18 protein-coding genes and 1 pseudogene are annotated in these 18,390 nt (G+C 67.9%); 8 read left to right on the top strand and 11 right to left on the bottom strand.

The annotated features are described in order from the left end of the window. Position 1: 1 nt before the first annotated feature. The 6 genes from QK444_RS06715 to QK444_RS06690 form a co-directional block, all read right to left on the bottom strand. Positions 2 to 1,828, bottom strand: coding sequence for a multicopper oxidase domain-containing protein (locus QK444_RS06715; RefSeq protein ID WP_282778130.1), 1,827 nt, complete (start codon positions 1,826 to 1,828; stop codon positions 2 to 4). Positions 1,829 to 1,985: 157 nt separating this feature from the next. Then, complete coding sequence (locus tag QK444_RS06710) at positions 1,986 to 3,137, bottom strand: acetyl-CoA C-acetyltransferase (RefSeq protein ID WP_282778150.1); 1,152 nt, start codon at positions 3,135 to 3,137, stop codon at positions 1,986 to 1,988. A 42-nt stretch (positions 3,138 to 3,179) separates the two neighbouring features. Further along, positions 3,180 to 3,794, bottom strand: coding sequence for a TetR/AcrR family transcriptional regulator (locus tag QK444_RS06705; protein ID WP_029925372.1), 615 nt, complete (start codon positions 3,792 to 3,794; stop codon positions 3,180 to 3,182). Positions 3,795 to 3,830: 36 nt separating this feature from the next. Then, entirely contained in the window at positions 3,831 to 4,565 is a 735-nt protein-coding gene (locus QK444_RS06700; protein WP_282778128.1) for a hypothetical protein, read from the bottom strand. A 120-nt stretch (positions 4,566 to 4,685) separates the two neighbouring features. Beyond that, complete coding sequence (locus QK444_RS06695; protein ID WP_282778126.1) at positions 4,686 to 5,480, bottom strand: SDR family oxidoreductase; 795 nt, start codon at positions 5,478 to 5,480, stop codon at positions 4,686 to 4,688. Continuing rightward, entirely contained in the window at positions 5,477 to 6,697 is a 1,221-nt protein-coding gene (locus tag QK444_RS06690; RefSeq protein ID WP_282778148.1) for an acyl-CoA dehydrogenase family protein, read from the bottom strand. The genes QK444_RS06695 and QK444_RS06690 overlap by 4 nt, the downstream gene beginning before the upstream one ends. 70 nt (positions 6,698 to 6,767) lie before the next feature. On the opposite strand from QK444_RS06690, the gene QK444_RS06685 reads away from it, so the two are divergent. The 5 genes from QK444_RS06685 (at position 6,768) to QK444_RS06665 (ending at position 12,786) form a co-directional block, all read left to right on the top strand. Beyond that, positions 6,768 to 8,438 (top strand): FadD3 family acyl-CoA ligase, encoded by a 1,671-nt coding sequence (locus QK444_RS06685; protein ID WP_282778124.1) that lies wholly within the window; start codon positions 6,768 to 6,770, stop codon positions 8,436 to 8,438. Beyond that, positions 8,435 to 9,316, top strand: a complete 882-nt coding sequence (locus QK444_RS06680; RefSeq protein ID WP_282778122.1) for an enoyl-CoA hydratase — start codon at positions 8,435 to 8,437, stop codon at positions 9,314 to 9,316. Before QK444_RS06685 ends, QK444_RS06680 begins: the two co-directional genes overlap by 4 nt. Then, positions 9,317 to 10,447, top strand: coding sequence for an acyl-CoA dehydrogenase family protein (locus QK444_RS06675; RefSeq protein WP_282778121.1), 1,131 nt, complete (start codon positions 9,317 to 9,319; stop codon positions 10,445 to 10,447). A 16-nt stretch (positions 10,448 to 10,463) separates the two neighbouring features. Then, entirely contained in the window at positions 10,464 to 11,486 is a 1,023-nt protein-coding gene (locus tag QK444_RS06670; RefSeq protein WP_282778119.1) for an acyl-CoA dehydrogenase family protein, read from the top strand. A 256-nt stretch (positions 11,487 to 11,742) separates the two neighbouring features. Then, entirely contained in the window at positions 11,743 to 12,786 is a 1,044-nt protein-coding gene (locus QK444_RS06665; RefSeq protein ID WP_282778116.1) for an acyl-CoA dehydrogenase family protein, read from the top strand. 120 nt (positions 12,787 to 12,906) lie between these two features. Here QK444_RS06665 and QK444_RS06660 read toward each other — a convergent pair whose 3' ends face one another. From QK444_RS06660 to QK444_RS06650, 3 genes are read right to left on the bottom strand one after another with little or no spacing between them, the layout of a single operon-like run. Further along, positions 12,907 to 13,752, bottom strand: coding sequence for a helix-turn-helix transcriptional regulator (locus QK444_RS06660; protein ID WP_282778114.1), 846 nt, complete (start codon positions 13,750 to 13,752; stop codon positions 12,907 to 12,909). Continuing rightward, entirely contained in the window at positions 13,749 to 14,249 is a 501-nt protein-coding gene (locus QK444_RS06655) for a DUF6879 family protein (RefSeq protein ID WP_282778112.1), read from the bottom strand. The genes QK444_RS06660 and QK444_RS06655 overlap by 4 nt, the downstream gene beginning before the upstream one ends. Beyond that, positions 14,239 to 14,568 carry a hypothetical protein gene (locus tag QK444_RS06650; RefSeq protein ID WP_282778111.1) on the bottom strand — a complete coding sequence of 110 codons (330 nt, stop codon included), beginning with the start codon at positions 14,566 to 14,568 and terminating at the stop codon, positions 14,239 to 14,241. Before QK444_RS06650 ends, QK444_RS06655 begins: the two co-directional genes overlap by 11 nt. A gap of 219 nt (positions 14,569 to 14,787) precedes the next feature. Here QK444_RS06650 and QK444_RS06645 point away from each other — a divergent pair, with 219 nt between their 5' ends. Together QK444_RS06645 and QK444_RS06640 are read left to right on the top strand one after the other, a co-directional pair. Continuing rightward, a complete protein-coding gene (locus QK444_RS06645) occupies positions 14,788 to 15,288 on the top strand; it encodes a hypothetical protein (RefSeq protein WP_282778110.1) in 501 nt (166 codons plus the stop codon). 143 nt (positions 15,289 to 15,431) lie between these two features. Then, positions 15,432 to 15,698 (top strand): hypothetical protein, encoded by a 267-nt coding sequence (locus tag QK444_RS06640; protein ID WP_282778108.1) that lies wholly within the window; start codon positions 15,432 to 15,434, stop codon positions 15,696 to 15,698. Here QK444_RS06640 and QK444_RS06635 read toward each other — a convergent pair. Continuing rightward, positions 15,695 to 17,092 (bottom strand): amino acid permease, encoded by a 1,398-nt coding sequence (locus tag QK444_RS06635; protein ID WP_282778107.1) that lies wholly within the window; start codon positions 17,090 to 17,092, stop codon positions 15,695 to 15,697. The two genes, QK444_RS06640 and QK444_RS06635, sit on opposite strands and share 4 nt — an antisense overlap. Before the next feature lie 221 nt (positions 17,093 to 17,313). On the opposite strand from QK444_RS06635, the gene QK444_RS06630 reads away from it, so the two are divergent. After that, entirely contained in the window at positions 17,314 to 18,066 is a 753-nt protein-coding gene (locus QK444_RS06630) for a DUF427 domain-containing protein (protein WP_282778105.1), read from the top strand. A 111-nt stretch (positions 18,067 to 18,177) separates the two neighbouring features. On the opposite strand, the pseudogene QK444_RS06625 reads toward QK444_RS06630, so the two are convergent. Continuing rightward, positions 18,178 to 18,390: pseudogene (locus tag QK444_RS06625) on the bottom strand (ABC transporter ATP-binding protein); the annotation flags it as partial.

Here is an 18,390-nt window from a genome sequence, read left to right as displayed (position 1 = left end):
GTCAGGACAGGATCCGAATCTGCGACATCATGTCGTGGTCGGCGTGGTCGAGATTGTGGCAGTGCCAGACATAGCCGCGAATCTCCGGAGCCGCCACGGAATGTCCACCGTGCATGCCGCCGGGTGCGATCGCCTCCGCACCCGGCGGCACACGCAGTGCGGCATCCGGATCGAAGCCCAGCTCCGCCACCGACGGCCAGTGCACCAGCACCCGGGTGATGGTGTCGGTCGGGCACTCCACCGTGTCCTTCCAGCCGTATTCCCATGGCGGTGGCAGCTGCTGAGGGCCGAGCGCGTACGGATCGGCCGACGGGGCCCAGCGAATTCCGAAGGCGGGCGGCAGATTCGACCACCAGTAGGCCGAGGTGAGAATGGGCTGCCGCCCGAGCACCCGCATCCGCGCCAGATGGATGTGGATGGGATGGTCGAAGGGCGTGCTGTTCACGATGTCCCACTGCTCCACCGATCCCGCCCGCGCCCGGTCGATGTCCTCGGTGAGGAACGGCAGATTGTTCTGCGACATCATGGTCGGGAAGACGGCGGCCGCGCGCGAGTCGTCGTTGAGTCCGAGCAGCGTCATGGTGCGCACCGACTGCGGAACCGCCATCGGCGCAAGCGGTTCCGGCAGTAGCGGACCACCGCGCAGCACCGGCGGCACGACCGCTGGCGGCCCGCTCCCGGCCACCGCGAACCGCATGATGGGCCGCAGCTCCGGCACCATGAACACGGTATTGCCGAGGTCGTTGTAGGCGGTGTTGATCAGGTCCACGGTCTCGCCGTCGCGCATGCCGCTGAAATCGACGAGCAGGTCCACTCGCTCCCCCGGGCTGACGCGAATGGACGGCGTCGCAACCGGCGCGTCCAGCAGTCCGAGATCGGTGCCGATGGCCCACAGCGGCAGCCCGTTGGTGAGCTCGAAAATATAAGGGCGCGAATTGGACCCGTTGAGCAGCCGGAACCGGTACAGGGTGCGGCGCACCTCCAGGCGCGGCCAGACCACCCCGTTCACGCACGCCACGTCGCCCAACTGCCCGGACTGGTTGTAGCCCTCGGGAATGTAGATCCCCACCATGGGCTGGATGCTCCCGTCCGGGTTGAAGGTGCGGTCCTGCACGATCAGCGGGATCTCGAACTCCCCGGCGGGCAGTCCGAGCGGATTGTCCGCCGCTCCGGTGTCGAATTCGTCCCGCACGTAATACATTCCGGCCAGCCCCGCCTGGATGTTGAGCCGGGTGATCCCCATGGCGTGATCGTGATACCACAGCGTGGCGGCCTCCTGGCGATTGCTCGGCTCGTAGGTGGCGCGGCGGCCGTTGCGCCAGGTGACGAGCGGATGCCCGTCGGCGTCCGGGGCGTTCGCGCCGCCGTGCACGTGCACCGTCATGCGGGGATCGGTGCGATCCAGCTCGGTGACGCCGTGCATGGTGAGGTCCACGTGCGAGGCGAGCACATGGGTGCCGAGTTCATTGCGAAAGCTGATGCGAGCCGGGCGATCTCGCCAGGCTTCCAGATTCGGTCCCAGATACGCCCGGTCGTAGCCCCAGGTGCGGGTTTCCGGCAGGTCGCGATGGAAGCGGTGCGTCCCCGACCGGGCCGCGAAGTTCCCGGCGGCGGGGCGGGTCTCCGGAATGGGCAGGGCGTCCACGAAGGGTTGCAGGGGCGGTGAGTGATAGTTGAGCGGCGTGATGGGCGGCGGCGGGATCGGGGGCACCGGCAGCGGTGCGGGCGGCAGCGGGACCGGGGCACCCGCCGCGGGCACGGCGAAGCCCGATGCGGCGATACCGAGAGCCCCCATCAGGAACCCCCGTCTGGGCAGGTTCGCACTCATGACCACACCGATTCTGCGCCGCGGTACCCGAGAGAGACCGAGGCTCTGGCGTTTTCGTTATCCAACAGACTCATCGGCCCGGACGCCACCGCCATTACCCGCCGATACGGCGAACGCCGCGCACCCGGGGTGCACGGCGTCCGAATGCGACCGACGGTCAGCCCAGGCGTTCGATGATCGTCACATTGGCGGTGCCGCCGCCCTCGCAGATGGTGAGCATCCCGTAGCGGCCGTTCACCCGCTCCAACTCGTTGAGCAGCGAGGCGAACAGCTTCGCACCGGTCGCGCCGAGCGGATGGCCGAGCGCGATCGCGCCGCCGTTGACGTTCACCTTCTCCGGATCGGCCCCGGTCTCTTCGATCCACGCCAGCACCACCGACGCGAATGCCTCGTTGATCTCGATGACATCCATGTCGTCGATGGTCAGCCCGGTCTGCTCCAGCGCCCACCTGGTGGCCGGAATGGGCGCGGTGAGCATGAGGATCGGATCCGCGCCGCGGGCGCTCACGTGGTGGATGCGGGCGCGCGGGGTGAGGCCGTACTCCCGCACCGCCCATTCCGAGGCCAGCAGGGTGGCGCTCGCACCGTCGGAGATCTGGCTGGCCACCGCCGCGGTGATGCGGCTGCCCTCGGCGAGCGGCTTCAGGCCCGCCATCTTCTCCATGCTGGTCTCGCGCGGGCCCTCGTCGATCCAGAAGTCACCGACCGGCACGATCTCGCGGTCGAACTTGCCCTCGACGATGGCCTTGCGGGCGCGGTCGTGGCTGCGCAGCGCCCACGCCTCCATCGCCTCGCGGGAGATGTCCCACTTCTCGGCGATCATGTTCGCGGAATTGAACTGCGACACCTCACCGGTGCCGTAGCGGTGGTCCCAGCCCTGCGCGCCGACGAAGGGCGCGTCGAAGCCGTACTGCTGACCCGCGAGCATGGCGGCCGAGATGGGAATGGCGCTCATGTTCTGCACGCCGCCCGCCACGATCACCTCGGCGGTGCCGGACATGACGGCCTGCGCGCCGAAGGTGATGGCCTGCTGCGAGGACCCGCACTGGCGGTCGACGGTGACGCCCGGCACCGATTCCGGATAGCCGGCGGCCAGCCAGGCGGTGCGGGCGATATTGCCCGCCTGCGGGCCGATGGTGTCGCAGCAGCCGAAGACCACGTCGTCGACCGCCACCGGGTCGATAGCGCTGCGGCCCAGCAGTCCCTGGATCGCCGCCGCGCCCAGGTCGGCCGGGTGCACCTCGGCCAGGGCGCCGCCGCGCTTGCCGACCGGGGTGCGCACGGCGTCGATCACGTACGCCTCGCGCATGGGGGCGTACCGGCGGCGGGTGGGTGCAGACATGAAGAACTCCTACTTGCTGGGCTGTTCGGGATTGGTCAGCCCGTCGAGCACGATGGTCAGATACTGCTTGGCCAGGCTGTCGACCGTGATGCGGCCGCCGGGGCGGTACCAGCGCACCGACACCCAGACGGTGTCGCGCAGGAACCGGTAGGCCAGTTCGATATCCAGTTCCGGCCGGAAGCTGCCGTCGGCGACGCCATTGGTCAGCACCCGGTGCCACAGCTCCCGGAACTCTTTGTTGTATTCCTCGATGTAGCCGAAACGCGGTGTCCCGCTGAGGCGTTTGGCCTCGGCCTGATAGATGGCCACCGCGGCGTGCGATCGGTCGAACGATTCGTACGACGCGATCACCAGGGCTTCCAGGGTGTCGCGGGTGGGCAGGCCCGCGTCGACGATCTCCCGGTAGCGGCCGAAGAGGTCGTCGAGGAAGCCGCGCAGGATTTCGTCCACCATCGCTTCCTTGGAATCGAAGTGGTGGTAGAGACTCCCCGATAGAATCCCCGCCGCGTCGGCGATATCGCGGACCGTGGTGGCGCGCAGGCCCCGCTCGGCGAAGAGATCGGCGGCCAGGCCCAGCAGCTCGCTGCGACGTGCTGATTTGGAGGGGTCAGGTGGTGGGGTCACCTCGCCAATATACAACCAAGCATTTGCTTGGTCGAGTCAGCGCACCGAGTAGCGCAGCGGCGAGGCGACGGATAGGTCGGCCAGCAGGCGGTCACAGATCACTATGGGCGAGATTCCGGCCCGGGCCATGCGGGCCACCAGGGCGAGACGACGTTCGGGGCTGTCCCATTCGACCGTGAGCGGATCGCGGCCCGGGCCCGCGTCCACGGTGGCCATGACCCGGGGGACACCGCCGTCACCGCGTTCCTCACTGAGCTTGAGCACCATGCCGCGCTGCCAGGCGCGGTAGGTCTCCATATCCGCGCCCACCACCAGCTTGTCGGTGGCGGCGCACAGCCCCTCGGCGATGCCGTCGGCGAAAGCCACATTGTCGTAATGGAATTGACGGCAGCGCCGAACCACCTCCAGCAGATCCGCCCGGACCTCGCACAGCAGGGCGGTGCGTTTGTGGCGGCGGCGCGCCTCCTCGCTGTCGCCGAAGGAGTCGCGGGACAGGCCGATTCGCCGCGCCCGTTCGCGATCACGGGCGAGGTCGTGGCGGAGCGCGCCACGCGGATCGCGGGTGACGTCTTCCTCCGCCACCGCGTGCTGTTCGAGAATCCGCGCCGCGCGCATGGCGGTGGCGCGCTCGGAATCGTGGTCCAGTAATTCCGCTCCCAGCGTGAGAGCGGCGAGTACGGCATTGTCGATACGGCGGCGCGCGAGTACCACCTCGCGCACCAGCTCGAGTTCCAGTTCTTCCTGGGCTTGTTGTCGCTGATCCCGACCCATGGGTCGCGCCCTTCGACGTGTGGCATCGGCCTAAACCAGGATTGCACACCGAGCGCATGGGCGCGCCAGCCATTTTCTTTCCTGTGGATAAATCAGCGATCCGACAGAAGGCGAATGAAATCAGGCGCGCTGACTGCTGATCGAAATGACTTCACCGGTCAGATAGGTGGTGTAGTCACTGGCGAGCATGGCGATGGTCGCCGCTACCTCCCACGGCTCGGCGGCGCGGCCGAAAGCCTCCTGCGAGGTGAGGTGATCGAGCAGATCGGCCGAGGTGACCTTGTCCAGGAAGGCGTGCCGCGCGATGCTCGGCGCCACGGCGTTGATCCGCACCCCGTATTCGGCCGCCTCGACGGCGGAGCAGCGGGTCAGCGCCATCACCCCGGCCTTGGCGGCGGCGTAGTGCGCTTGGCCGTGCTGGGCGCGCCAGCCCAGCACGCTGGCATTGTTGACGATCACGCCGCCGTGGGCCGCCTCGCGGAAGTACCGCAGCGCGGCCCGGGTGGCGCGGAAGGTGCCGTTCAGGGTGATGTCGACGACCCGGTCCCACTGCTCGTCGGTCATGTCGACCACGGGCGTCTCACCGCCGAGCCCGGCATTGTTGACCACGATGTCGATCCGCCCCAGCGCGGCCACGGCCCCGGTGAACAGCGCGTCCACCTGTTCGGTGCTACTCACGTCGCAGGCCGAAGAGGCCACCCGGCGATCCGGGAATTCGGCCCGCAGCGCCGCCTCGATCTCCTTCAGCCGACGTTCGTGCCAATCCGAGACGACCACGTCCGCGCCCTCGGACAGCAGCCGACGGGCGGTGGCGGAGCCGATGCCGGTGCCCGCGGCGGCGGTCACCACGGCGATCTTGCCGGCCAGCAGGCCGTGGCCGGGGGTCGGTTCGGGAGCAATGGACAAATCGGTCACGGCCGAGCCTCTCGCGGAAGTCCGAGCACCCGCTCGGAGATGATGTTGCGCTGCACTTCGTTCGATCCCCCGTAGATGGTGTCGGCGCGGCTGAACAGGAACAGCCGCTGCCAGGCATTGAGGTCGTCACCCGGCGCGTCGGCAATGAGGCCGGGCGCGCCGAGCACATCCATGGCCAGCTCCCCCAGGCCGCGATGCCAATTCGCCCACAGCAGTTTGGTGACCGACGCGTGCCCGGCGGCGGTGCGGGCGTCGACGGTGGCCGAGCCGTGGCCGTCGTCGAGGGTGCGCAGCACGTGGGCACGCAGCACCCGCAGCCCCACCCAGGCCCGGTCCAGCCGGTCGGCGATCACCGGATTGTCGATCGCCCCGTTCTCCCGCGCCACCGCCTCCAGGTCGGCGAGTTCGCGGGCGTATCGAATCGACTGCCCCACGGTGGAAATGCCGCGCTCGAAGGTGAGCGTGCCCATGGCCACCCGCCAGCCGTCGCCGGGCTGACCGACCACCAGATCGGCGGCGGTGCGGGCATTGTCGAAGAAGACCTCGTTGAATTCGGCGGTCCCGGTGAGCTGGACGATGGGCCGCACCTCGATACCGGGCTGCTTCATGGGCACCAGCAGGTAGGACAGCCCTCGATGCCGCTGCGATCCCTTCTCGGTGCGCGCCACCACGAAGCACCAGTCGGACAGGTGCGCCAGCGAGGTCCAGATCTTCTGCCCGGTGATCGACCACTCGTCGCCGTCCAGGTGGGCGGCGGTGGCCACGGCCGCCAGATCCGATCCCGCGCCGGGCTCGGAATAGCCCTGGCACCACAGTTCGGTGACACCGCGGATGCCCGGCAGGAAGCGCCGCTTCTGCTCCTCGGTGCCGAAGGCGATGAGGGTGGGACCGAGCAGCTCCTCGCCCAGATGCGAGACCCGGCTGGGCGCGTCCGCCTTGGCGTACTCCTCGTGGAAGATGATCTGCTGCCGCAGGGTGGCGTCGCGACCGCCCCACTCCACCGGCCAGCCCAGGCAGGTCAGCCCGGCGGCGGCCAGAGCACGATCCCATTCGAGGCGTTCGTCGAAGGCTTCGTGTTCGCGGCCGGGACCGCCCAGACCGCGCAGTTCGCGGAACTGCCCGGTGAGGCTCTCGGCCAGCCATTCACGCACTTCGGCGCGGAATTCGGCGTCGCGTCCCGCCTCCATCCCACTGGCCGGTTCGGGGGTCTGGATCATGCTCACGTCGGTAGAGTAACCTACCAAGCACTTGCTTTGTTAGACCCATTCCCGGACGGCAGGAATTCCGATGACACCACCTCCGCAGACCACTCCGCTGGCTCTGCACGACGCGGCGCGCGCCTACGGCGATGCCCCCGCCGTCGTCGCCGGTGCCGTACGACTGAGCTGGGCGGAACTGCTCGACTCGGTGCGTGAGACGGCCCGGGCGCTGCTGGCGCGCGGGATCGGCAGCGGCGACCGGATCGGCATCTGGGCTCCCAATACGCACCACTGGGTGACGGCCGTACTGGCCACCCACTACGTGGGCGCGGTCATCGTCCCGCTCAATACCCGCTACGTCGCCGAGGAGGCCGCGGATGTGCTGGCGCGGGTGGACGCCAAGGCGCTGTTCGTCGCCGGGCCGTTCCTGGGCCGCGACCGACTGGCCGAATTGCGCGCAGCCGCACCGGATCTGAAGATCGGGACAACCATCGTGATACCGGGCGACACCGGCCCGGGCGACACCGATGACGTTGGGGCGGCTGCCGCGGATGATGCCGCAGCGATCGGCACGGGCGGCGTCGGCGCGTCCGCCGTGGGCGCTGCCGCCGCCCGCACCGGTGACGACACGCTGACCTGGGGTGACCTGGCCGCGCTGGCCGAACAGGTAAGCGCCGCGGACGCCATCGCCCGTGCGGAATCCGTTTCTCCGGACGATCTTTCGGACATCCTGTTCACCTCCGGCACCACCGGGCGCAGCAAGGGCACGCTCATCGCGCACCGCCAGGCGCTCGCGGGCGCGCGGGCCTGGTCCGAATGCGCCACCCTGAACAGCACCGACCGCTACCTGGTGGTGCCGCCGTTCTTCCACAACTTCGGTTACAAGGCAGGCATTCTCGCGTGTCTGGTGACCGGTGCGACCATCGTGCCGCAGGCCACCTTCGACGTGCCCGAGACCATGCGGCTGGTGCAGGACCACCGCATCACGGTGCTGACCGGGCCGCCCACCATCTACCAGACCATCCTGGAGCATCCCGCGCGCCGCGACGCCAATCTGAGCAGCCTGCGGGTGGCGGTCACCGGCGCGGCCACCGTGCCGGTCGTACTCATCGAAAGAATGCGCACCGAACTGGAATTCGATGTGGTGCTCACCGCCTACGGGCTCTCGGAGTCCGGCGGCTTCGGCACCATGTGCCGTCCGGAGGACGACGCCGAGACCATCGCCAACACCTGCGGTCGCGCCATCGGCGACTTCGAGGTCGCACTCGCCGACAACGGCGAGGTGCTCATCCGCGGATCCCAGGTGATGCTGGGCTATCTCGACGATCCGGTGGCCACCGCCGACACCATCGACTGTGACGGCTGGCTGCACACCGGCGACGTCGGCACCCTGGACGGACGCGGCTACCTGAAGATCACCGACCGGCTCAAGGACATGTACATCTGCGGCGGGTTCAATGTGTACCCCGCCGAAGTCGAACAGGCCCTGGCCCGGCTCGATGGCGTCGCCGAGACCGCGGTCATCGGGGTGCCGGACGAACGGATGGGCGAGGTCGGCAAGGCGTTCGTGGTGCGCAAGGCCGGATCGGGCCTCACCGCCGACGACGTGGTGGCGCACGCCAAGACGCTGCTGGCCAATTTCAAGGTGCCGCGCTACGTCGAATTCCGTGATCAGCTGCCCTACAGCGCCGCCGGGAAGGTGCTCAAGCGGCAGCTGCGCGACGACACCGGCCGTGCGGAGAACGAGGAGAGAGCGTGAGCCAGGAACCAGGGCCGATCCCCGACGAGGGCGAGGTGGTGCGCTACGAGACGCGCGGACCGATCGCGATCGTCACCCTCAACCGACCCGACTACCGCAATGCGCAGAACTCGGTCATGACCTACGCCCTCGACGCCGCCTTCACCCGGGCGGTCGAGGATCCCGAGGTCAAGGTGATCGTCCTGGCCGGCGCCGGAAAGCATTTCAGTGCCGGACACGATATCGGCACGCCGGGACGCGATCACCACGTCACCTACGAGAACAAGGCCGCGCTGTGGTGGGACCACGTCGACCGCCGGGGCGGCGACCAGCGCTTCGCCCGCGAATCCGAGGTGTACCTGGGCATGTGCCGCCGCTGGCGGGAGATCCCCAAGCCCACCATCGCCATGGTGCAGGGCGCGTGCATCGCGGGCGCGCTCATGCTGGCCTGGTCCTGCGACATGATCGTGGCGTCGGAGGACGCGTTCTTCTCCGATCCGGTGGTGCGCATGGGCATTCCGGGCGTCGAGTACTTCGCGCATCCGTGGGTGCTGGGTCCGCGCCGCGCCAAGGAGATCCTGTTCACCGGTGAACGCTTCAGTGCCGCAAAGGCATACGAGTGGGGAATGGTGAATCGCGTGGTCCCGCGCGCGGAGCTGGAGGGCCACACCCTGGCGCTGGCCGAGCGGATCGCGGAGATGCCGCAGTTCGGGCTGGCGCTCACCAAGAAGGCCGTCAACCAGTGCGAGGACCTGATGGGCATGCGCGCCGGCATGGATTCGGTCTTCGGACTGCACCATTTCGCGCACGCGCACAATGCCGAGGTCGGCGCGGATTCACTCGGCGGCATGAACGCCAGATCCATGAAGGCGGCCGCCGACCGGAACGGGGTGAAGTAGATGGATCTCGAGTTCGATGCCAGGACCGAGGAATTCCGGCGCGAGGTGCGGGAGTTCCTGGCCGCCCACGTACCGGCCGCTCCGCTGCCGTCCATGGACACCGCGGCCGGTTTCGAGGCGCATCGGGCATGGGAGGCCACGCTCGCCGACGCCCGGTTGTCGTGTGTGGCCTGGCCCGCCGAGTACGGCGGCCGGGACGCCTCGCTCACCGAATGGGTGATCTTCGAGGAGGAGTACTACGCGGCCGGAGCGCCCGGGCGGGTGAGCCAGAACGGCATCTTCCTGCTCGCGCCGACGCTGTTCGAACACGGCTCGCCCGAGCAGTTGGCTCGCATTCTGCCGAGAATGGCTCGCGCCGAGGACATCTGGGCGCAGGCGTGGTCGGAACCCGAGGCGGGCAGCGACCTCGCCGGGATCCGGTCCACCGCCAAGCGTACCGAGGGTGGCTGGCTGCTCAATGGCCAGAAGACCTGGAGTTCCCGTGCGTCCTACGCTGATTGGGGCTTCGGACTGTTCCGCAGCGACCCGGAGGCGCAGCGGCATCGCGGGCTGACCTATCTGATGTTCCCGCTCACCGCCGAGGGCGTCACCGTGCGACCGATTCCGCAGTTGGACGGTGAGCCGGGCTTCGCGGAGATCTTCCTGGACAATGTGTTCGTGCCCGATCGGGACGTGATCGGGGAACCGAACAACGGCTGGAAGGTCGCCATGGCCACCTCCAGCAATGAGCGCGGACTCTCGCTGCGCAGCCCGGGACGGTTCACCGCCACCGCGGCCAAGCTCATCGACCTGTGGCGCACCGTCGCCGACGGCTCCGACACCGCTGCCCGCGATCGGGTGGTGGACGCCTGGGTCGGCGCGGAGGCGTACCGGCTCAACACCTGGGCCACCGTCACCCGGCTCGCCGAGGGCGGCCAGCTGGGCGCGGAATCCTCGGTGAACAAGGTGTTCTGGTCCGACCTCGATATCGCCATGCACGAAACCGCGCTGGAGCTGCACGGTGCCGCCGCCGAACAGGAGTCGGCGTGGACCGACGGCTACCTCTTCTCGCTGGCCGGCCCGATCTACGCGGGCACCAATGAGATTCAGCGCAACATCATCGCCGAACGCCTGCTCGGCCTGCCGCGATAGTCGACCGGAGAACGACATGCGATTCGCTCTGACAGCAGAACAACTCGACTTCGCGGCCAGCCTGCGCAAGATGTGCGAGGCCGCCAAGACGCCGAATACGGTGCGCGGCTGGGCGGCCGGGGATCCGGCCGCCGGGAAGGCGCTCATCCGGCAACTGGCCGAGGCCGGTGCGCTCGGGCTCACCGTCACCGAGGACAACGGCGGCTTCGGGGCCGGTCCGGTGGAACTGGTGGTGGCGTGCACCGAGATCGGCCGGGCCGCCGTGCCCGGACCGCTGGTGGAGACGGCCGCGGTGCTTCCCGCACTGCTGCAAGCACTTCCGAGCACCGAACAGACCGGAGGCTGGCTCGGCGGCTTCGCCGAGGGAGCCGTACTGGGCACCATCGCCCTGCCCGCGCCGGGCACCGCCGCGGAACCGCTCGCCCTGGATGCCGATACCGCCGATGTGGTGCTGGTGGCGACCGGTGACCGGGTGTCGCTGGCCACGCCGCAGGAGCACATCCGGTCGGTGGACGCGGCGCGACGGCTGTTCCCCGTCATCGAAGAGACCGTGCTCGCCGAGGGTGAGGGTGTGCGCGCCGCCATCGACGCCGCCTTCGGCGCGGGCGCTCTCGCCACCGCCGCCCAACTGCTGGGTGCCGGGCGGGCGCTGCTGGACATCAGCGTGGAGTACGTGAAGCAACGCCACCAGTTCGGCAAGCCGATCGGCCAGTACCAGGCCATCAAGCATCACCTGGCGGATGTGCTCATCGGCCTGGATATGGCGCAGCCGCTGCTCTACCGGGCGGCGCTCTCGGCGCAGGACGGGGCCGCGACCGCGGCGCGCGACATCTCCGCGGCCAAACTGGCCGCTGGGGAGGCCGCGTACCGGGCCGCGCGCACCGCGCTCCAGGTGCACGGGGCCATCGGGTACACCGCCGAATGCGATCTGTCGCTGTGGATCACGAAGGTGACCGCACTGCGCTCGGCGTGGGGCACAGCGGATTTCCATCGGACCCGGATCGCCGAGGCGCTGCGCTCGGAAGGGTCGGCGGCGTGAGGCCGCCGAACACGCGCGGTACAGCGCGACGCCCCAGCACCGTGCGACACCCCAGCGCCGCCCAGTGGCGGGGCACAGCATCCCGTCCACGCCGACATCGGCACGGCGGGCGCGGTTCTCGCCCGGAGACCACTGTGCCCCGTAGCCACGCGGCTGCTCCCGTACACCGGAACGGTCACAGCGTGGGCGCTTGCACGCGGGGGCGGCGGCCGCACCCCACGCGGCCACACGCCGCTCGAACTGAAAGTGGTACCACATGGGTCTGAGTGCGGAGCAGCAGGAACTCGCGAGCACCGTGCGCGCGGTGTTGGCCAAACACGGGGACAGCGCCGCCGTGCGGCGCGGGCTCGATGGCCCGCGCGGATACGACGAGCAGCTGTGGTCGCTGCTGTGCGAACAGGTCGGAGTGGCGGCGCTGGCGATTCCGGAGGAGTTCGGCGGCATCGGGGCCGGACCGGTCGAATCCCTGCTCGTGGTCGAGGAATTGGGCCGCACGCTGAGCGCGCCGCCCATGCTCGGGTCGGCGGTGCTGGGAGTGCGTGCGCTGCTGCTCGCCGGTGACACCGAGGCGAACGAGCGGCTGCTGCCGGAGGTCGCCGAGGGTGCACGCACCCTCGCCCTGTGCTGGGCCGGGCGGCGCGGCTGGGACGAGTTCGGTGTCGCGGCCACGAACGGAAAGCTCACGGGCACCACGCATTACGTGCTCGACGGGGCGTATGCCGACACCCTGCTGGTGCTCACCGCCGACGGACTCTTCGAGGTGGACGGTGCGGCGGACGGGGTCGCGCGGCAGACGATGCCGACCCAGGACCCCTCGCGGCGGCTGACCGACATCGGTTTCGAGGGCGTCACGGCGCGGCGGCTCGGCGGCATAGCCATGGACCGGTTGCGAGCGACCGCCTGGCTGGCGGTGGCCGCCGAGCAGGTCGGGGCGGCACAGCAGTGCCTGGACCTGACCGTCGACTACACCAAGTCGCGGGTGCAGTTCGGGCGGCCCATCGGCAGCTTCCAGGCGCTCAAGCATCGGATGGCCGATATGTACGTGCAGGTGGAGTCGGCGCGGTCGATCGCGCACCATGCCATCGCGGCGCTGGCCGCGGGTGACGTGGACGCGGTGGATGTGGCGGCGGCGCGACTGTACTGCACCGACGCGCTCAATGCGGTGGTGTCGGAGATGGTGCAGATGCACGGCGGTATCGCCATCACCTGGGAGCATGACGCGCATCTGTTCTTCAAGCGGGCGCATGGTTTGGCGCAGTTGTTCGGATCGCCCGCGCGGCCGCTGGCACGACCGGCTTAGCGGCGCATCTCCTCGGCACAGGCCGGTGGTCTCGGACGTTCGCCCTGGCCACCGGGCCTGTGCGGTATCTCACCGCGGGAATATAGTTAGCATACGCAATCATTGAAGTTCTGTCTCGCGTCAGCTCTGACCACTGGATCGCGCTTCGAGCGCCTGACGGATCAACGCTCGAGCAGCATCACCCGTGACCGACTGGCTTACCAGGACATCAAAGGTCCGGTGGTAGATCTTTATCTCTCGAGGTTGAGTGATACTCAGTTCCGCCGTAATCCCTTCGACCAACACCCTTTTCGAATCGAACATCACGAAACCGGTCGTGGCAGTCTCAAAGGGCGCTGTGCGCGGAATGATTCCCAATGTCACCCGTGGCATCCCCTGGACGGCTATCAGCCGATCCATCTGCCCCGTCATGGTCTGATCGTCACCGACCGTCGTATACAGCGCTTGTTCGGCAATCACGAAGTGGAACAGGCGTTCTCGCTGGTACAGGACCTGTTGACGCTCCATGCGCTTGGACACGCCCTGATCGAGATCGTTGGGTATCTGCTGAAACTCGATCACCTTTCGCAGGATGCCAGCCGCATAGTCCGCGGTTTGGAGTAGTCCGGGGATGAGAACCGGTTCGAACCACCGAAGTATCCGAGCCTCTGACTCCCACTTGATCGACGCCTGTTGGCGTCTCCTGGTTCCGGTGCTCAGGATCTTCCGCCACTCGAGGTACGCGGAATCGATATTTTGCCGAGTGGCTATCAGGTCTGCTAACTGGTCTTCAGCATTGCAGTGTCGGCAGTACGCTTCGAGGTCTTCGCGTGACGGCTTGATCTTGCCGTACTCGAGTTTGGAAACCTTACTGGCATCCCAACGGTTTCGGCGCGCCAGTTCCGCACCACTGAGCCCAGCATGAAAACGAATCTCCCGAAGCCGTGCCCCGAGAGATTCGCGCTGTCGATGAAGAGATTCCGTCACTGGTTGACGTACTCCGTATACGGCGTAGCCAGCGACCAGAACCGGTATTTGAGTTGACGACAGTAAGCGGCGATGTGCGGATCAGTGGTAACCGCGCCAGACCAGCCGCCCGACTGCCCGAACGCTGAGAAGATCACTAGTTCATCGTCGAACAACCAGAAGTCATCCGGTGGCACTTCACCCGCAAGGTGTCTGGGCAAGTACCTGATGTCCTCCCCCGCTTGGGTGTTCAGCTCCGCCACACTCAGCGCGAAGCGGGTGTAGTCGGTATGCGGCTCGGTGACGATACGGACCCTGGTCACCGGAACGCTCCGGCTGACCGTCTCCTGCACGAGATCTGTCCAGGGCTGGAACCAGGCGTAATCATCGGGTTCGTGTGCCAGGAACCGCCTGAGCGGTTCGTGCTCATACGGCTCGGCGTACGAGTCGAGCACCTCCAGGTGGAATGCCTCCCGCTTGCAGGTCCGGAGCAGGTCCGGAAACCCCTCATCGGGCACTAGCCGCACCGTAGAATGTCCTCTCTCGCTTGGGAACCGAGATCGCAGTTTCATCGTCGGCTAGATCCAGTTGGCTTAGCGTCTCGTGATCTGTGATCGGTTGGCCGGTAAGGATGAAGGTACCTCGACCGGTATCGGTCAGGGTTCCACCGATGAACGTGTCCGGCTCCAGGAAGCCGAGCAGCAGATGCGGCAGCTCTACCGTGTCAGCCCGGTCGGTCTTCCATGCCTGGATGACGTACCTGCGCTGGTCATCTACCAGCAAAGCGGGGCATCCGTTGTTGGTGCTTCCGCCTTTGCCCAGAAAACGCAATGACATCGCTTTCACCTCTCTGTGAACCGTGCTCGTTGATGCACGACGCCAATCAAGTCTGGCTCTGGCTCGCAGGCTATGACTAGTGAATACCTGAAACGTGCACGATTGAGCATGATCGTAGACGCTGGTGCCAGCCGCTCCTTAGCGTTTGATCGGGCGCTCGGGGGCGGTGCGGTCGACCCGCTCCCGGTCGCCGACCACCGACGAACCAAGGGGAGCGGGATGGCCAGGCGTAGCAGGCTCGGAGAGTTCCCCGGCGGCGTACTGGAGATCAGCGCCTACGACGATGACCCTGTAGACGGGCATCCAGGGGTGTATCTGGAGATCTACCACGCTGCCGACGACACCCAGCGAGGAACCGAAATGCGCTACCACGCAACCGCGATCGGATATCTGCGGACCGATGTATCTGGCGTGGCCCAGTTCTGGGACGAGTCGCAGATTCGTAAGCTGGCCGCTCGGCTCGGCTACGACTTCGCCGACATGATCGTCTACGACCCGAAATTCGGTCGGCCACCGCTGGCACGGCTGAAGGCCCAAGCCACCCGGCTCGACGCCGAAGCGGTCATAGTCCCCGGCCTCGAACACTTCGAGGGCGGACAGGTACCCGAAACACTGGTGCGCCAGGTAGCCGTGATCACCGTGACCCCGGAAGAAACCTACGCGCGGCGCGCTACGCCACATCCGCCGGATCTGCCGCCCGGCGCGGCGAACGGACCCTGAACACGCTCACCTGGGACCGTGCAGCGCCCCCCGACTCCACCGCCAACGCATCCAACTTCCCAGCGTCTGCGTGGTTGCGGGGCTTCCGGCGCGCGGTGTCGCACAATCTCGGAAAGGGCACCCGGCGGCGAGAGGGGTTCGCTATGGATGGCGGAACGTGGGTTGTGCTGATCATGGCGGTGGTGGCGGCGTTAGCGCCGATCTGGCTGCTGTGGTTGCGGCGGCGGAAGATCAAGCGGTACGGGATCGGTGGCGGGGAGTTCAACCATCCGTTCGCGACCTTGGGATACGGGGGTGTACCGCCGGGAACGGTTATCCAGGAGGACTTCGGCGGGCCGGGGAAGTCCGAACCGATCGGGCGGGGTTCGGACGATCCCGATGACGAACCCGACATACGCCGCCACGACTAATGGTGCAGGACCTCGACCTCGCGGGTCGGGGGCTTGCTGCCGAACTTGGCGCGCAGGGGGTAGAGGGCGGCTACCGCCAGGAGGCTGATGGTGGAGGCCAGGAGTTGGTTGCGCTGGTCGGGGTTGCGGGCCATCGCTATGAAGACGATGGCGATGGCGGCGATGACGAGCCAGCTGAGATAGGGGTAGCCCCACATTCGGTAGGTGAGGGCCGAGGGGTCCTCGCGGCGGAGGCGGGCGCGAAGACCCAACTGGGAGAACATGATCGCCACGTAGACGAAGGCCAGCACCACGCCGATGGAGTTCACCAGGAAGGTGAAGACCTGGTCCGGGGAGACATAGGAGGCGATGACCGCGCCCCAGGCGGCGACGGTGCCGAGCAGCACCGCGCGGGCGGGGACGCCGCGCTTGTTCACCTTCACCAGACCGGCGGGGGCGTCGCCGTCACGGGTGAGGACGTAGAGCATGCGGGACGAGACGTAGATGGCCGAGTTGAGCACCGACAGCACGGCGGTCAGGATGACCACCTGCATGATGGTGCCCGCGGCGGGCACACCCATGTGGTCCAGGGCGCTGACGAACGGACTCTTCAGCACCTCGGCGTCGTTCCAGGGCAGGATGCAGACGATGAGGAAGATCGAGGCCACGTAGAACAGGCCGACCCGCCACAGCACGTTGTTGGTGGCGCGGGCGACGACCTTCCCCGGCTCCTTGGATTCGGCCGCCGCCACGGTGACGATCTCGGTGCCGCCGAAGGCGAACATCACCACCACGATGGCGGAGAACACGCCGGCGATGCCATTGGGCACGAATCCGCCGTGCCCGGTCAGATTGTGCAGGCCGCCGTCGGCGTCGGGCCACAGACCGAACAGGTACACCGCGCCCAGCACCAAAAACAGCACGATGGCCACGACTTTGATGGAGGCGAACCAGAATTCGAATTCGCCGAAGGATTTCACCGACACCAGGTTGACGGCGGTCATGATCACCAGCAGCGCGGCGGACAACACCCACTGCGGCAGGTCCACCCATGCGCCGAGGATGGCGGCACCGGCCACAGCCTCCGCGCCGACCAGGATGACGTACAGGTACCAATACAGCCAGCCGACCACGAATCCGGCGAACGGCCCCATGGACATGCGCGCGTACTCGGCCAGCGATCCGGCCACCGGGCGGGCCACCACCATCTCGCCCAGCGCCCGCAGCACACACAGCACCAGCAGCCCGGCCGCCGCGTAGGACAGCACCGCGGCGGGTCCGGCGGTCTGGATGACCGAGCCGGAGCCGACGAACAGGCCCGCGCCGATCGCGCCGCCGATGGCGATCATCGTCATATGACGTCGCCGCAGGCCGGGCCGCAGCCCCTCCCGCTCCTGTGTGATCGGCACCGTCACTCTGACCGCCACCTTCTGGGTTGTTGCTCGAATGTTGCGGCTACACCATATCGGCCCTGGTCATGCGACCAGAACCCGAGGTGTGAGCTCGGCCGCCGAGGGGACCCGCCGTTCGCGGTCCCGAACTCGGCAGGGCGGAGCGGGGTGATCCGACGTCCCCGAGGTGCGCCGACGGCCGGAGTCGGGCGGGCGCAAACGAATTCGGCGTAGCGTCGGAAGGTATGAGCGAGACGAATCGGAGCGGGGTCCGCGTCGAGCCGTGTGCCAAGCGCGTGCGGAGCTATCTCGGAGGTCACCTGGTCGCCGACACCCGCCATCCAGTCCTGGTGTGGGAACACCCCCACTACCCCACCTACTATCTGCCCGCCGCCGACCTGACGGCCAAGCTCGAGCCGTCCGGCGACGCCCGCGGCTCCACCGAACTCGGCGACGGCACCGTCTTCGACGTGCTGGCCGACAATGCCACCGCCTTCGGCGCGGCCGTGCGCTACCTGGACTCCCCCATACCGGAACTGCGGGAGTTGGTGCGGCTGGACTTCGACGCCATGGACGCCTGGTTCGAGGAGGACGAGCCGATCTACGTCCACCCGCGCGATCCCTACAGCCGGGTGGACGTCCTCGCGAGCTCGCGCCATATCCGCGTGGATATCGACGGCACCACCGTCGCCGACTCCCGCAACCCGCGCATCCTCTTCGAAACCGGGCTGCCCGCACGGTATTACCTGCCGATGACCGATGTGCGCATGGATCTGCTGCGCGAGTCCGACACCACCAGTCAGTGCCCGTACAAGGGGACGGCCTCGTACTGGAGCGTGCGGATCGGGGAGAAGGAGTATCCGGACATCGTGTGGGGGTATCCGACGCCGCTGCCGGAGAGCCAGAAGGTTGCCGGGCTGGTGTGCTTCTACAACGAGAAGGTGGACATCTGGGTGGACGGCGAATTGCAGGCCAGGCCCGCCAGCCCGTTCAGCTGAGAAGCGGCGCGACCCGGGGATCGCGGTCGAGCCGCCCGCCCCGGCCTCGGTCCCACGTCGGGCCACCCGGTCCGGCGGCCGTGTCAGCCCGCTCGAGTCAGCCCGCTCGAGTCAGCCCGCTCGAGTCAGTGCGCCCGGGGCCAGCAGGGCGCGGGTGGTCTCGTGCGCCGGGGCCGCGAAAACGCTTGCCGTATCGCCGGATTCCACCACCCGACCGGTGTCCAGCACGGTGACGGTGTCGGTGCGTTCAGCGATGAGCGGCAGATCGTGCGCGATGAGCACCAGGGCGAGCCGATGGCTTACGCGCAGCCCGGCCAGCAGGTC

Source organism: Nocardia sp. CC201C (genome assembly GCF_030010695.1).
GTDB lineage: Bacteria > Actinomycetota > Actinomycetes > Mycobacteriales > Mycobacteriaceae > Nocardia > Nocardia otitidiscaviarum.
This window is presented reverse-complemented; position numbering and strand designations above follow the sequence as displayed.

Coding starts and splice junctions, on each gene's coding strand:
- QK444_RS06715 (WP_282778130.1), bottom strand. CDS start 1,828: ATGAGTGCGAACCTGCCCAGACGGGGGTTCCTGATGGGGGCTCTCGGT.
- QK444_RS06710 (WP_282778150.1), bottom strand. CDS start 3,137: ATGCGCGAGGCGTACGTGATCGACGCCGTGCGCACCCCGGTCGGCAAG.
- QK444_RS06700 (WP_282778128.1), bottom strand. CDS start 4,565: ATGGGTCGGGATCAGCGACAACAAGCCCAGGAAGAACTGGAACTCGAG.
- QK444_RS06690 (WP_282778148.1), bottom strand. CDS start 6,697: ATGATCCAGACCCCCGAACCGGCCAGTGGGATGGAGGCGGGACGCGAC.
- QK444_RS06685 (WP_282778124.1), top strand. CDS start 6,768: ATGACACCACCTCCGCAGACCACTCCGCTGGCTCTGCACGACGCGGCG.
- QK444_RS06675 (WP_282778121.1), top strand. CDS start 9,317: ATGGATCTCGAGTTCGATGCCAGGACCGAGGAATTCCGGCGCGAGGTG.
- QK444_RS06670 (WP_282778119.1), top strand. CDS start 10,464: ATGCGATTCGCTCTGACAGCAGAACAACTCGACTTCGCGGCCAGCCTG.
- QK444_RS06665 (WP_282778116.1), top strand. CDS start 11,743: ATGGGTCTGAGTGCGGAGCAGCAGGAACTCGCGAGCACCGTGCGCGCG.
- QK444_RS06650 (WP_282778111.1), bottom strand. CDS start 14,568: ATGTCATTGCGTTTTCTGGGCAAAGGCGGAAGCACCAACAACGGATGC.
- QK444_RS06645 (WP_282778110.1), top strand. CDS start 14,788: ATGGCCAGGCGTAGCAGGCTCGGAGAGTTCCCCGGCGGCGTACTGGAG.
- QK444_RS06640 (WP_282778108.1), top strand. CDS start 15,432: ATGGATGGCGGAACGTGGGTTGTGCTGATCATGGCGGTGGTGGCGGCG.
- QK444_RS06630 (WP_282778105.1), top strand. CDS start 17,314: ATGAGCGAGACGAATCGGAGCGGGGTCCGCGTCGAGCCGTGTGCCAAG.